The 12,689-nt window shown below is 68.1% G+C and carries 10 protein-coding genes and 1 tRNA gene; 7 read left to right on the top strand and 4 right to left on the bottom strand.

What is annotated here, in order from left to right; genetic code table 11:
• Positions 1-41 precede the first annotated feature (41 nt).
• Positions 42-827: an SDR family NAD(P)-dependent oxidoreductase gene (locus JM664_RS05580; RefSeq protein ID WP_227418934.1), complete on the bottom strand. Its 786-nt coding sequence runs from the start codon at positions 825-827 to the stop codon at positions 42-44.
• Positions 828-887: 60 nt separating this feature from the next.
• On the bottom strand, positions 888-2,078 hold the full coding sequence (locus JM664_RS05585) for a phosphoglycerate kinase (RefSeq protein ID WP_227418935.1): 1,191 nt from the start codon (positions 2,076-2,078) through the stop codon (positions 888-890).
• A gap of 126 nt (positions 2,079-2,204) precedes the next feature.
• On the opposite strand from JM664_RS05585, the gene JM664_RS05590 reads away from it, so the two are divergent.
• From JM664_RS05590 to JM664_RS05600, 3 genes are all read left to right on the top strand, one after another.
• Positions 2,205-2,708, top strand: coding sequence for a peptidylprolyl isomerase (locus JM664_RS05590; protein WP_227418936.1), 504 nt, complete (start codon positions 2,205-2,207; stop codon positions 2,706-2,708).
• The gene (locus JM664_RS05595) at positions 2,701-3,261 is read left to right on the top strand and encodes a peptidylprolyl isomerase (protein WP_227418937.1); all 561 of its coding nucleotides are present in this window, start codon (positions 2,701-2,703) and stop codon (positions 3,259-3,261) included. The genes JM664_RS05590 and JM664_RS05595 overlap by 8 nt, the downstream gene beginning before the upstream one ends.
• Before the next feature lie 156 nt (positions 3,262-3,417).
• Complete coding sequence (locus tag JM664_RS05600; protein WP_227418938.1) at positions 3,418-3,861, top strand: CBS domain-containing protein; 444 nt, start codon at positions 3,418-3,420, stop codon at positions 3,859-3,861.
• 6 nt (positions 3,862-3,867) lie between these two features.
• Here JM664_RS05600 and JM664_RS05605 read toward each other — a convergent pair whose 3' ends face one another.
• Positions 3,868-5,106 carry a lytic murein transglycosylase gene (locus JM664_RS05605; protein WP_227418939.1) on the bottom strand — a complete coding sequence of 413 codons (1,239 nt, stop codon included), beginning with the start codon at positions 5,104-5,106 and terminating at the stop codon, positions 3,868-3,870.
• A 174-nt stretch (positions 5,107-5,280) separates the two neighbouring features.
• On the opposite strand from JM664_RS05605, the gene JM664_RS05610 reads away from it, so the two are divergent.
• The 3 genes from JM664_RS05610 (at position 5,281) to JM664_RS05620 (ending at position 9,456) form a co-directional block, all read left to right on the top strand.
• Complete coding sequence (locus JM664_RS05610; RefSeq protein WP_227418940.1) at positions 5,281-8,142, top strand: hybrid sensor histidine kinase/response regulator; 2,862 nt, start codon at positions 5,281-5,283, stop codon at positions 8,140-8,142.
• A 110-nt stretch (positions 8,143-8,252) separates the two neighbouring features.
• Positions 8,253-9,077, top strand: coding sequence for a sulfite exporter TauE/SafE family protein (locus JM664_RS05615; protein WP_227418941.1), 825 nt, complete (start codon positions 8,253-8,255; stop codon positions 9,075-9,077).
• 289 nt (positions 9,078-9,366) lie between these two features.
• A tRNA-Ser gene (locus JM664_RS05620) sits at positions 9,367-9,456 on the top strand.
• Between the two features lie 344 nt (positions 9,457-9,800).
• Here the strand turns inward: JM664_RS05620 and JM664_RS05625 are convergent.
• Entirely contained in the window at positions 9,801-10,424 is a 624-nt protein-coding gene (locus JM664_RS05625) for a recombinase family protein (RefSeq protein ID WP_227418942.1), read from the bottom strand.
• 155 nt (positions 10,425-10,579) lie between these two features.
• On the opposite strand from JM664_RS05625, the gene JM664_RS05630 reads away from it, so the two are divergent.
• Positions 10,580-12,616 carry an inositol monophosphatase family protein gene (locus tag JM664_RS05630; protein ID WP_227418943.1) on the top strand — a complete coding sequence of 679 codons (2,037 nt, stop codon included), beginning with the start codon at positions 10,580-10,582 and terminating at the stop codon, positions 12,614-12,616.
• The last annotated feature ends 73 nt before the right edge of the window (positions 12,617-12,689 follow it).

A 12,689-nucleotide genomic window follows, 5' to 3' on the forward strand; every position in this document is an offset into this window, starting at 1 on the left:
GGTGTAGGCCGGTCGAGCGCCGTGGCCAAGGGCCGGTGGCGCTAACGCGGCCGTCCCTTCGACAGGGCCACTTCAGCGACGGCGGCGTTCCAAGACCGCGGCAGCAGGCGCGGTCCGAGGCTGAAGGCCAAGTTCACTAGCCCCGGCACGGCGCTCCGGCGACCGGCCATCATCGCGCGCCAGCCCGCCTCGGCCACCTTTCGCGCGTCTTGCATCCCCGCGCGAGTGATGCGGGCGCCCTGCATCGCCGCAACCCTCTGAAAGCCGGTCGCCGTGGCGCCGGGCGCAAATGTCGTCACCGTTACGCCCGTGCCCCGCAGCTCGTGCGCCACAGCTTCGCCGAGACTCTGCACGAAGGCCTTGCTCCCGTGATAGACCGCCATGTTCGGACCCGGCATGAAGGCCGCGGTGGAACTGACGTTCAGGATCCGCCCGCCGCCCGCGCGCTTCATGCTGGCCACCGCCAGCTTGAAGAGCCGCGCCAGTGCCAGCACGTTGACCTGGACCACCTGCAGCTCCTGCTCCCACCCGCCGTCGTCGAAGCGCCCGTGGCGGCCGAGGCCGGCGTTGTTCACGAGGATCGCGACATGCCGCCCGTCCGTCGCCTCGCGCCAGAGCGCATCGGGCGCCTCCGGGTCGGAGAGGTCGATGACGATCACCGCGGTCTCCGCACCATGGCGCTCGGCCAATTCCGCCGCCAGTGCTTCGAGCCGGTCACGCCGTCGCGCGGCGAGGATCACGCCGTAGCCGGCAGCGGCGGCGATGTCCGCGAACTCGCTCCCAAGCCCCTCGGACGCGCCGGTGATCAGTGCCCACTCCCTCGCCATCGCTCGCCTCCCTGCTCCGCTGGGAGCGAGGCTACCAGATCGACGGCCACGCCGGGAGCCTCAGCCGCCGAGCGCGGCGACGCCGGGCAGCGTCTTGCCCTCCATCCATTCGAGGAAGGCGCCGCCCGCGGACGAGACGTAGGTGAAATCATCCGTCACTCCCGCGCGGTTCAGCGCCGCCACGGTGTCGCCGCCACCGGCGACCGAGATCAGGTGCCCCGCCTTCGTCAGCTCCGCCGCCTTCTGCGCGGCGGCCACGGTGGCGGCGTCGAACGGCGTCGTCTCAAAGGCGCCGACCGGCCCGTTCCAGATCAGCGTCCGAGCCTCGGCGAGGATCGCCGTGATCTTGTCGATGGTCCGCGGCCCCGCATCGAGGATCATCTGGTCGGCGGGACAGGCGTCGGCCGAGACGACCCGCGTCTCGACGCCCGGCTTGAGCTCGTGCGCCACGACCACGTCGACGGGCAGCAGGATCTCGCACGCCGCCTCGTCAGCCGCGGCCATGATCTTGCGCACCGTGCTCGCCATCTCGTGCTCGGCCAGCGACCGGCCCACGTCGATGCCCTCGGCCGCGAGGAACGTGTTCGCCATGCCGCCGCCGATCACCAGGTGATCCACCTTGCGCACGAGGTTCGCCAGCAGGTCGAGCTTCGTCGACACCTTCGCGCCGCCGACGATCGCCACCACCGGGCGCTCCGGCGAGCCCAGCGCCTTTTCCAGCGCCGAAAGTTCCGCCTCCATCAGCCGGCCCGCCGCCGAGGGCAACCGCCGCGCCAACCCCTCGGTCGAGGCGTGCGCCCGGTGCGCCGCCGAAAAAGCGTCGTTGACGTAGATGTCGCCCATCTTCGCCAGCTCCTCGGCGAAGCCGGCGTCGTTCGCCTCCTCGCCGGCGTGAAAGCGGGTGTTTTCTAGCAGGACCACTTCGCCCTCGCGCATCTCCTCGACGGTCGCCCGCGCCTCGGCGCCGATGCAGTCGGGGTGAAAGGTGACGGGCACGCCCAACGCCTCGGCCAGCGGCTCGCGCACGACGGTCAGCGAGTAGTCCGGGTTCGGCTTGCCCTTGGGCCGGCCGAAGTGCGCCAGCAGCACCGGCTTGCCACCGCGGTCGAGGATGTCGCGCACCGTAGGCACGATCCGCTCGATCCGCGTCGCATCCGCCACGCGTCCATCATCGACCGGCACGTTCAGGTCCACGCGCGTCAGCACGATCTTGCCGGCCATGTCGATGTCGTCGAGCGTCTTCCAGGCCATCAGCACATCCTCCGTTCGGTGTCGCGTCTTCTAGAACCGCCGCAGGCGCGCGCGTCAATGCTCCGGCCCTTTCCAGAGCGCACCGGGCGCCCTAGGGTCCGCCGCGCATCCCAAGGGAGAAAGACGATGGCAGAGATCAAGGACCCGGAGAACACGATCATCATCGAGCTGAAGGACGGCCCGGTGACGATCGAGCTCCTGCCCGACGTTGCGCCCGAGCACGTGGCGCGGATCAAGGAACTGGCGCGAGAGGGCGCCTACGACGGCGTGGTGTTTCACCGCGTCATCGACGGCTTCATGGCGCAGACCGGCGATGTGAAGCACGGTCAGTCCGACGGGCTAAACATCCGCATGGCCGGCACCGGCGGGTCCGACAAACCTGACGTGAAAGCCGAGTTCTCGAAGCTGCCGTTCGACCGCGGCACCCTCGGCGCCGCGCGATCGGCCAATCCGAACAGCGCCAACAGCCAGTTCTTCATCACCTTCAAGGAGGCGCATTTCCTCAACGGCCAGTATACCGTCTACGGCCGCGTGATCTCTGGCATGGAGCATGTCGACAAGATCACGCGCGGCGAACCGCCCGCCAATCCGGACCGGATGATCAGCGTGAAGGTGGCCGCCGATGCGTAGTCTGGTCCTCGCGGCGCTGATCGCCGCGCCCGCCGCCGCGCAGGAGACCCGGTTCGAGGACGGCCCCGGGCCGAACCTCGTCATCGAACTCGGCAACGGAGCCGACGGCGAGGTGGTGATCGACCTCCTGCCCGACGTGGCGCCACAGCATGTCGAGCGGCTGGTCGCGCTGGCCGAGGAAGGCGCCTATGACGGCGTCGTCTTCCACCGGGTGATCGACGGCTTTATGGCTCAGACCGGCGATGTCGAGTTCGGCCGAGGCGAGGACATCGGCGCGGCCGGCATGGGCGGATCGCAACTGCCGGACCTTCCGGCCGAGTTCAGCGACGTGCCATTCGAGCGCGGCGTGGTCGGCATGGCCCGGTCCGCCAGCCCGGATAGCGCGAACAGCCAGTTCTTCATCATGTTCGACGCCGCGCCGCACCTCGATGGTGGGTACACCGTCGTCGGCCGCGTGGTGGAGGGGATGGAAAACGTGGACGCGATCGCCCGCGGCGAGCCGCCGGCAGACCCGGCCACCATGGCGCAGGTGCAGGTCGAGCCTGGCGTCTAGCCGCACCTCACGCCTCTTGCGGGGGCGGATCCGTTCGCCCCCGCCCGTCCGATGCCGCGACGCGCGAAATCCCGCTTATCGTGCTAGGATGGTGTGACTTCGGCATCGCCGCCGTCCCGCGGCGCAGCCGAAGGCTCGCAATCGAGGAGGCACCCGATGTTCGTGAAGGAGGTCCTAGCCCGCAAGGGCAACGAGGTGAAGAAGGTCGATCCCGAGGAGACGATCGAGGTCGCGGCGGCGCTGATGCGGCTGGAACGGATCGGCGCGCTGGTGGTCAGCGGCGCCGACGGCGCGCTTGACGGCGTCCTGTCGGAAAAGGACGTGGTGCGGGCCATCGCCGACTGCGGGGCACGGGCGCTGCGGATGAAGGTCGCGGACTTCATGGACCGCAAGCCCACGATCTGCTCGGCCGAGGACACCGTCGCCAAGGTGGCGCGGACGATGACCCTCCACCGCGCGCGGCACGTTCCGGTGATGGAGCAGGACCGCGTCGCGGGCCTCATCAGCATCGGCGACGTCGTGCGCGACCGGTTCGAGGAGATGGAGCTCGAGCGCGACACCCTGCGGGACATCGCGCTGTCGCACCAGCTCGCGGGTTGAGCGGCCTTAGCCCAGCCGCGCGAGCAGCGTCATCGACGGCTGGCCCGTAACCGGCATTCCGGCGGCGCGCTCGTAGGCGGAAATCGCGGCGCGGGTGTCGGGCCCGACGACTCCATCGGCGCCCCCGGTGTCGAACCCGGCGGCGGTGAGGCGCCGCTGGAGTTCGCGCCTGTCCGAGATGGTCATGCCCTGAGCGTCGGGCGGGAAGCCCGCGGCAAGGGGCGGGCCTCCGGCGATGCGGTCGGCAAGGTGCCCGACGCCGATCACGTAGTTCTGGGCGTTGTTGTAGCGCGTCAGCACCGTGAAGTTGCGGAAGATCAGGAACGCCGGGCCAGAAGGTCCCGACGGGATCAGCAGCGATGCAGGACCGTGATCCGGCACCGACCGTCCGCCTACCGTCCTGACACCGAGAGAATTCCAGGCACCGACGCTCCGCGTCGTCCCGCGCCCGGCGAGACTGGTGTCGAAGCCAGTCGGCAGACGCACCTCCATCCCCCACGGCCGCCCGCGCTGCCAGCCCGAGCGGGCGAGGTATGCCGCCGTGGAGGCCAGCGCGTCGGTCGGGTCCTCCGACCAGATGTCGCGCCGTCCGTCGCCGTCGAAGTCAACGGCGTAGGCGAGATAAGATGTCGGGATGAACTGCGTGTGCCCCATCGCGCCGGCCCAGCTTCCGGTCATGCGCTCGACAGGAATGTCGCCGTTTTCGAGGATGCGCAGCGCGGCGACGAGCTGCTGCTCGAAGAAGGCGCCTCGCCGGCCGTCGTAGGCCAGAGTTGCCAGCGCCGAGACGACGGAAATGTCGCCGCGCCTCTCGCCATAGCGACTCTCGAGGCCCCAGATCGCGACAACCACCGCGGGGTCGACTCCGTAGCGCGCCTCGATCCGCGAGAGCAGGCCCGCGTGCCGGTTGAGCATCGCGCGACCGGTCGCCACACGCTCATCCGAGGCGGCTATGGCGAGATAATCCTCAAGCGAGCGCGTGAACTCGGTCTGATTGCGGTCGCGCTCGATCACGCCGGGCAGGAAGCCCGCGGCGCCCAGCGCCCGGTCGATCGTGGCGCGCGATATGCCCTGCGCGGCCGCACGCCCGGCGAAGGCTTCGACCCAGGCATCGAAGGCAGGATTGGGAACCGGGCGCAGCGAGGGCTCGCGGTCCGGCAGTGACCGCAGCGCGGTGCCTCCGACGCAACCCGCGACGGCCGTCGCCATCAGCAGCATCACGATCGTCCGACGGCTTGCCCGCATGTTCCACCTCGCTCGATGCGCCTACGACTGCCCACAGCTGTTGCAAGACCGGCGCCGACGTGCAACCGGAGTGCGATGATGGCGCGCCACCTGCCGTTACGGCAGGCGCGCGCTGCGACTGCGGGGACGCGCGGCGTACTTGCGCGGCGGCGTCCTTCTGCTATCGGCGATCTCATGAATTTCGATTTCGAGAAGCTCTTTCTCGCCGCGCCTTCGCCGTTCGTCCTGCTGGATCGGGACCTGAGAATGGTATGGGCCAATGAGGCCTACCTCGCGGTCACTGGACGGACGCGAGAGACTCTGATCGGTCGCATCATGACCGAGGAATTTCCCTCGGACCCGCAGAGCGATCATGGGCGGATGCTGCGGCTGTCGTTCAAGCGGGTCTTCGAGACCGGCGCGACCGATCACCTGCCGCTGATCCCCTACCCAATCGTCGGCACCGACGGGCAGATCGAGGAGCGCTACTGGAGCGCCACGCACACGCCCATCGCCGGTGCCGACGGGCGGACGGAGTTCGTTTTGCAGAACACCTTCGACGTCACCGATCTTTATCGGTCGCGCCCGCACGTCCCGATCCCCACGGGAGAACAGGCGGACGTCCTGCGCCGCGCCGAGGCGGTGACGCAGCAGAACCTCGAACTCGGCTCGGCGGCCGACTTCTTCCAGATGGCCTTCAATCAGGCGCCGTCGTTCATGGCGATCCTCGTGGGACCGGACCACGTGTTCCGCATCGCGAACGAAGCCTACGTGCGTATCGTGGGCAAGCGCGGCCTGATCGGGCGGAGCGTGCGGGAGGCGCTGCCTGAGCTGGAGGGCCAGGGCTTCTACGAACTCCTAGACAAGGTCTACCGGTCGGGCGACGCGGTGACGATGCGCAACGCTCGTGTGGTGCTGCAGCACGAGCACGAGCAGGCGCCTCACGAACTGTTCCTGGATTTCGTCTACCAGCCGCTCTTCGACTCGACGGGAAGCCCGTTCGGCATCTTTGTGCAGGGTCACGACGTGACTGCGCAGACGGTTGCCGAGGTGCAGCTGCGCGAAGCCGAGGAGCGCTTCCGGACCATGGCGCAGACGATGCCCGCGCATGTCTGGACCGCGCTGCCGGACGGCCGCCTCGACTGGCTGAGCGAGCGCGTCCACACGTACACTGGCCTCGACGACGAAGACTTGCGCGGCACCTGCTGGGGCCGCCTGTCGCACCCCGACGATCGGTCAGAAGTTGCTGAGGGTTGGCAGCGTTCCGTTGAAGAGGGAACGGCCTACGCGGCCGAGTTCCGCATCCGACGCGCCGATGGCGAGTTCCTCTGGCACCTCGTCCGCGCCATCCCGATCCGCGACCACCAGGGCCGGATTATCCGTTGGGTAGGAACCAACGCTGACATCGACGAACAGAAGGCCGTCGAGGCCGCTCTGGCGGATCTCAACGCCACGCTGGAGGACCGCGTCGCCCGCCGAAACCGCGAGCTCGAGGAGGCGAATGCGGCGCTTCGCCAGAGTCAGAAGATGGAGGCCATCGGCAACCTGTCGGGCGGCATTGCCCACGATTTCAACAACCTGCTGCAGGCGATTACCGGCAGCCTCACGTTCGCTGCGCGAGAGCTTCACGTCGACTCGCCTGGTCGCCAGAGGCTCGATGCGGCGATGCGCGCGGTCGATCGCGGCGCCGCGTTGGCCTCGCAGCTTCTCGCCTTCAGCCGGCGGCAGCCGCTGGAACCGGTACCTTTCGATCCTGCCGCCATGCTCGCGGAACTTAGCCAGATATTGCGCAGCGCGCTCGGCGACGAGATCACGCTGACGATCCACGCGCCGGAAGGCCTCTGGTGGGCGTTCGCGGACGTCACCAACACCGAGAACGCGATCCTCAATCTCGTGGTCAATTCCCGTGACGCCATGTCAGGGCGCGGCTCGCTGCGGATCGAACTCGCCAACGAGGTTATCGCCGGTGGACGGGACCTGGTGCCGGGCGACTACGTGGAGATCAAGGTGATCGACGACGGTCCCGGCATGACGCCGGAGATCGCCGAGAAGGTTTTCGAGCCCTTCTTCACCACGAAACCGGTCGGCAAGGGCACGGGCCTCGGCCTTGCCACTGTCTATGGCTTCGCCAGGCAGTCGGGCGGCCGCGTCACGATCGACAGTCGGCCCGGCGCCGGAACGGAAGTCGCCCTGACGCTGCCCCGCTCGCAAGCGGCGCCCGAACGGCGCGAAGTCGTGCCGACGGCCGCCAAGCTGGACGCGGCGGGCGTCACGCTGCTGCTGGTGGAGGATGACGCCGACGTGATGGCCGCGACGGCCGCACTGCTGCGGGACGCCGGCTTCGCGGTCTGCACCGCCTCCGATCCGGAACTGGCGCTCGAGCACCTGGAGCGGGACGCCTCGGTGGATCTCTTGGTGACGGACGTGGTCATGCCGGGCCGGATCACGACGCGCGAGATGGCGGAGCGAGCCGCCGCTCTCCGGCCCGACCTTCCGGTGCTCTACATTTCCGGCTATTCGCGCGACACAATCGTCCACGATGGCCGGCTGGACGAGGGACTCAACTTCCTCGCCAAGCCGTTTACGCAGGAAAAGATCGTGGCCAAGGTGCACGAAATCCTGGCGTCGAAACCATCCGCAGCACGAGCCCTTCCGACCAAGGCAGCTGACAGACGCCCGCCGCGCATTCTCGTCTGCGAAGACGAGCCGCTCATCCGTCTCGACCTAGCGGACATACTGACGGCGCTCGGCGCCGAAGTGTCGCTCTCGAGCAACGCTGCGCAGGCGCTCACGCTCCTGCGGCAAGGCGAGTTCCAGGTGCTCGTGACCGACGTCGGGCTGCCCGACCTTTCGGGCGAGGAATTGGCGCGCGCGGCGCGCGAGCTTCAGCCGGAACTGGCGATCGTCTTCGCGACCGGACGTGCCAGCGTCGCCGCCGCGGAGGCAATGACGAACTGCATCACCCTCACTAAGCCGTTCGATGACCGGCGTGTCGCGGAGGTGCTGGAGCGCCTGATCCCCTCGCACCCGCCGGAGCCGGTCGCGAAGGGCGGCTGACTGCGGTACGCCGCGACCTGCCCTTGCCTTCGCCCGGTCGATGACCGACCACCGCCCGGCGGACACTCGATCCGCGAGACTGGCTGCGCGGTGCGGCGGGAAGGTGACCGATGGGCGACGATGTCTCGCAACTCCTGACACTGGCCATGGCGCTTGCCGTAGCCGGTGGCATCACCGGAGTCCTCGCCGGGCTTTTCGGTGTCGGTGGCGGCGCGATCATAGTGCCCGTCCTATACGAGGCGTTCCGCCTGACCGGAGTCGCAGAGGAGATCAGGATGCCCCTCGCCGTGGGAACCTCGCTCGCCATCATCGTGCCCACCTCGATCCGCTCGGCCTACGGCCATTATCGCAAGGGAGCGGTCGACATGCAGGTCCTGCGACGCTGGGCGCTGCCGCTGGTACTCGGGACGGTGGCCGGGGCCGCCCTCGCGCGTTATGCATCGCCCTGGGTCTTTCAGGCGGTCTTCGTCGCCGTCTCGAGCGTCATCGCAACGAAGCTGCTCCTGGGCCGGGCATCGTGGCGGCTGGCGGACGTCATGCCGGGTGCTCCGCTCCTGCAGATCTACGGCGGCGGGGTCGGCCTCGCCTCAGCGCTCATGGGGATCGGCGGAGGCGCCATCTCGACGCTGGTCCTGACGCTTCATGGCCGGGCAATCCACCAGGCGGTCGCGACCTCTGCCGGTGTCGGCGTGCTGATCTCGATCCCGGGCGCGATCGGCTACGTCATCGCCGGATGGGGACGTCCGGGTCTGCCGCCGGATGCATTTGGCTTCGTCTCGCTTCTGGGGCTTGCGATCATCGTGCCGATGACACTTCTCACCACCCAGATCGGCGTCAACCTCGCGCACGCCCTGCCCCGTCGCCGGCTCGAGGTGCTCTTCGGCCTCTTCCTCGTGACTGTCTGCCTCCGCTTTGTCTTCGCCATCGCCTCATAGACGCCCGCGGCCCCCACGAGGACGGCCCTGCGTCTTCCGCGGCGTCCGCCGCGCCTGCCACGAGCCGACTGCGTCCGGGAGCGTCGTCTCGCTTACCGGCGGCAGGCGCGACATCGCACCCTCGCCCCGACAATCACCTTCGGACCCGCCGCGGTAGCGCGGCTCGGCTCTGATGTAACCGCGCCCCTTTCCCTTTGCTCGTAGGGGATTGCGGCCTCTTCGGCCTGGCGACGCGAGCGGGTCAAACAAGGCTTGTTATCCCGGAGCCGATGCTGATAGGACCGTCGGCGGAGACGTGGCCGAGTGGTCGAAGGCGCTCCCCTGCTAAGGGAGTAGGCCCGAAAGGGCCTCGTGGGTTCGAATCCCATCGTCTCCGCCACTATCACCCTTTCGAATCTGTTTAGGCCGCCCGACCGAGGCGAAATTTCTCCTGTTTTCAAAGGGGTTTGCCGTGTGGGTGCGAACTGCTGAGACGCGGGCGCGGAGCTATTTCCGTCTCTGAATGGCCTCTCGTCTCTGGTCGGGCGAACCGCGCCAAAATCGGTTCGGTCGGATTTTTTCGCGCTTTTCCAATGCCCTGAGTTTCAACGCCGCCAAAACTTCGCCCTTGTTTCCATCGCTCTCAAAGGGAGCAGAGCCGCAACATGCGAGAGGCGCAGCCGCTGGGTGCGCTGGCCGAATGGCGCGTAGCTGTGACGACTTTTAGGGTCTAGGGGATCGTATTCAGTTCGGCGCAGCGCCGAGCAGCTTCCCAATGCTGTCCGCGGTCCAAGGCTTTCCGGTCGGACTTGGAATGCCCTCGTCGTTCAATGCCTGTGCAATCGCCTTGTGCGTCCCTCCTGCATCGCGAAGCCGACCAGCTGCAGCGAATGCCCGGGCAACACGCTCCGGTTTGCTGGCGGTCCACTCGTGCTGCCGTTTGCGCCAATCCGCAAAATGGTGGTGCGGATCGAAAACCCCACCGTCGATCTGGATCTCGTCTGGATAGACCGTCTCGACCTCGATTAGTGCGTGCCTCGCCCAATCCGAAAGAGGTCCGTGGCTACGCCATCCCTGAACTTCGGAAAAGTCGACATGGAGCAGCACTGCTTCCTTCGCGCGGCAGATCGCCTCGAGCGGACGCAGTGCATCCAGAACGTACTGGCTGCCGCGGTCTGGTGCGATTTCGAGGAAGACCTTCTCGGCGACCAGCCGGTAGTCGTTGTCCCTCGCATGTCGGCGGATGAGTTCGCACTGGTAGCGGATCGTGCGGCTGACCTTCGCGGCGGCGTCGATGTCCTCCGGCAACGCCGTGAAGCCTGCCCATGGCACGGGAAGCGTCCAGTAGAAGCCGACGGCGTTGCGCATGTCTGTCTTGCCCTCCGATCGGAACCGAACCGGAAAATCCCGAGCGATCCGCACGAGTGCCGGCCAAGGCGTAGTCCTGCTTCATCGAAGCAAAGGAGAACGACATGATCCAGTCCAATATCGAACCCGCCGCAGCGGCGCTGCTGACTTCCGTGGTGGAGACGGTGGCCGAAGCCGGCGCCATGATCCGGGCCGAGTTCCATCGCCGCGGCGGACCCCGCGGCGGCGGGTCGAAGGCGCCGATCGACACGGAAGTGGAACGCTTCCTGAAGGGCCGTCTGCTTGGCCTGCACGCTTGCGGCTTCGTCGGCGAAGAGACGGGCCGGGTCCGTGCCTCGGGCAGCGACCTCTGGGTGGTGGACCCCCAGGACGGCACGACCGACTTCCTTGCCGGCCGCCGGGGGTCGGCGATCTCTGTTGCTCTGCTGCGCGCAGGGCGGCCCGTTCTCGGCGTCGTCTTCGCGCCGCTGGCCCCGGATGATCGCGGCGACCTGATCGCATGGGCCGAGGGTTCCGCTCTAACGCGCAACGGCGTGGCCGTGCGGCGCGCGGGCTGCGGCACGCCGGTTGTCATCGCGATGAACGCGCAGGCTGCGGACTACGCAAGGCACAATCACGAGACGCTGCGCGGCATCCGGGTCCGCGCCATCCCGAGCCCGGCCTATCGTCTCGCACTGGCGGCTATCGGCGAGGTGGATGCCGCCGTGAGCCTCGTGGCAGGGCTTGATCACTGGGACATCGCCGGCGGGCATGCCCTGCTGATCGGCGCGGGGTGCACGCTGGTCGAGCGGTCCGGACGTCCGGTCAATTACCGGTGTCACAACTTCGACGGCTGCATCGGCGGCCCCGAGGATGTGGTGACGACCCTCGTCGGGCTCCGGCCCGGTCCCGGGCCGCGCAAAAAGCGGACCAGCGTGCACCTCAAGCGCCGTGTTTCTGATGCCGAGCGGCTTGCGCGCGCCCAGGGCTGTCTCCTCGGCCAGCTTGCGGGCGACGCGCTCGGCTCGGCAGTGGAATTCCAGTCAGCGACCGAGATCGACCGCAGCCATCCGGATGGCGTCACCCGGCTGACCGATGGCGGCACCTGGAACCTGATCGCCGGGCAGCCGACCGACGACAGCGAGATGGCGCTGGCGCTGGCCCGCGCGCTGGTTTCGGCTGGCGCGTTCGATCCCACGAGGGTCGGTCAGGGCTATGTGCGTTGGGCGCGGTCCGGCCCTTTCGACATAGGCGGAACGACGCGCGCCGGGATCACGGCGCTGGCTGAAGGCCGACAGGCCCGGTCGGACAGCCAGTCGAACGGCGCGCTGATGCGGGTCAGTCCGATCGGCATCTTCGCCGCTGGCGATCCGGCGCTCGCCGCACGGCTGGCCGCCGAGGATGCGCGCCTGACGCATCCGCATCCCGTCTGCCAGGCCGCGAGCGCCGCCTTCGCCGCCGCGATCTCTGCGGGCGTGGCGGGCGGCACGGCCGAGGAAATGTGCGCGGCGGCCGAACTGCATGCGGGCGACTGCGACGGCGCAAAGCTCGTCCGTCAGCGGCTTGCACTTGCGCGCCGTCATGAACCGGAGGACTTCGAGCGTCAGATGGGCTGGGTGCTGACCGCCTTCCAGAATGCGTTCCATCACTTGATGAAGGGCACGCCCGTCGCCGAGGCGGTCTCCGTAACCGTGGCACGGGGTGGCGATACCGACACCAACGCTGCCATCTGCGGTGCGCTCCTCGGCGCCTGCCAGGGGCGAGAGGCGATCCCGCTGCACTGGCGCAACGCCGTCCTGTCGTGCCGCCCTGTGAAGGCACGCGGAGTCCACCACCCCCGTCCGCAGGAATACTGGCCGGATGACGCTCTGGAAGTGGCCGAAGCGCTGCTTGCCTTCGGCCCGGCCGTACACGTCACGGCGAAGGCCAGAAACGCATCGAAGGAGGAGACCATGAGCGATTTTGAGAATCTGACCGACCAGCAGAAGTTCTTCCTTCAGGTGAAGCTGGACGGGTTCATCGAGACGGCCGTCATGGCGGCACGCGCTCAGAGCATCGGTCTGTCAGAGGCGCTGTCCCTTGCGGCGTCCGCCCTTCTCCGCGAGTTTACTGCGCACGGTGTTCCGCGCGAAAAACTGATCGAGACGTGGAAGAAGGCAATGGAGCCGATCTATCCGGCGCCTGAAGCGAAGGCACTGCGGCGGGTAAACTGATCTTGCCCCCGTTTCGCCGGACACTCAGGCGGTTGCGGTTTGAGCTGCGATGAACTCGCGAGGCGAGCGCATC

Origin of the sequence: Roseitranquillus sediminis (assembly GCF_016918935.1) — a bacterium.
In the GTDB taxonomy this organism is placed as follows: Bacteria; Pseudomonadota; Alphaproteobacteria; order Rhodobacterales; family Rhodobacteraceae; genus Roseitranquillus; species Roseitranquillus sediminis.

Excerpts from the sequence above, each read along its gene's own strand:
- JM664_RS05580 (WP_227418934.1), bottom strand. The coding sequence starts at position 827 with ATGGCGAGGGAGTGGGCACTGATCACCGGCGCGTCCGAGGGGCTTGGG.
- JM664_RS05585 (WP_227418935.1), bottom strand. The coding sequence starts at position 2,078 with ATGGCCTGGAAGACGCTCGACGACATCGACATGGCCGGCAAGATCGTG.
- JM664_RS05590 (WP_227418936.1), top strand. The coding sequence starts at position 2,205 with ATGGCAGAGATCAAGGACCCGGAGAACACGATCATCATCGAGCTGAAG.
- JM664_RS05595 (WP_227418937.1), top strand. The coding sequence starts at position 2,701 with ATGCGTAGTCTGGTCCTCGCGGCGCTGATCGCCGCGCCCGCCGCCGCG.
- JM664_RS05600 (WP_227418938.1), top strand. The coding sequence starts at position 3,418 with ATGTTCGTGAAGGAGGTCCTAGCCCGCAAGGGCAACGAGGTGAAGAAG.
- JM664_RS05605 (WP_227418939.1), bottom strand. The coding sequence starts at position 5,106 with ATGCGGGCAAGCCGTCGGACGATCGTGATGCTGCTGATGGCGACGGCC.
- JM664_RS05610 (WP_227418940.1), top strand. The coding sequence starts at position 5,281 with ATGAATTTCGATTTCGAGAAGCTCTTTCTCGCCGCGCCTTCGCCGTTC.
- JM664_RS05615 (WP_227418941.1), top strand. The coding sequence starts at position 8,253 with ATGGGCGACGATGTCTCGCAACTCCTGACACTGGCCATGGCGCTTGCC.
- JM664_RS05625 (WP_227418942.1), bottom strand. The coding sequence starts at position 10,424 with ATGCGCAACGCCGTCGGCTTCTACTGGACGCTTCCCGTGCCATGGGCA.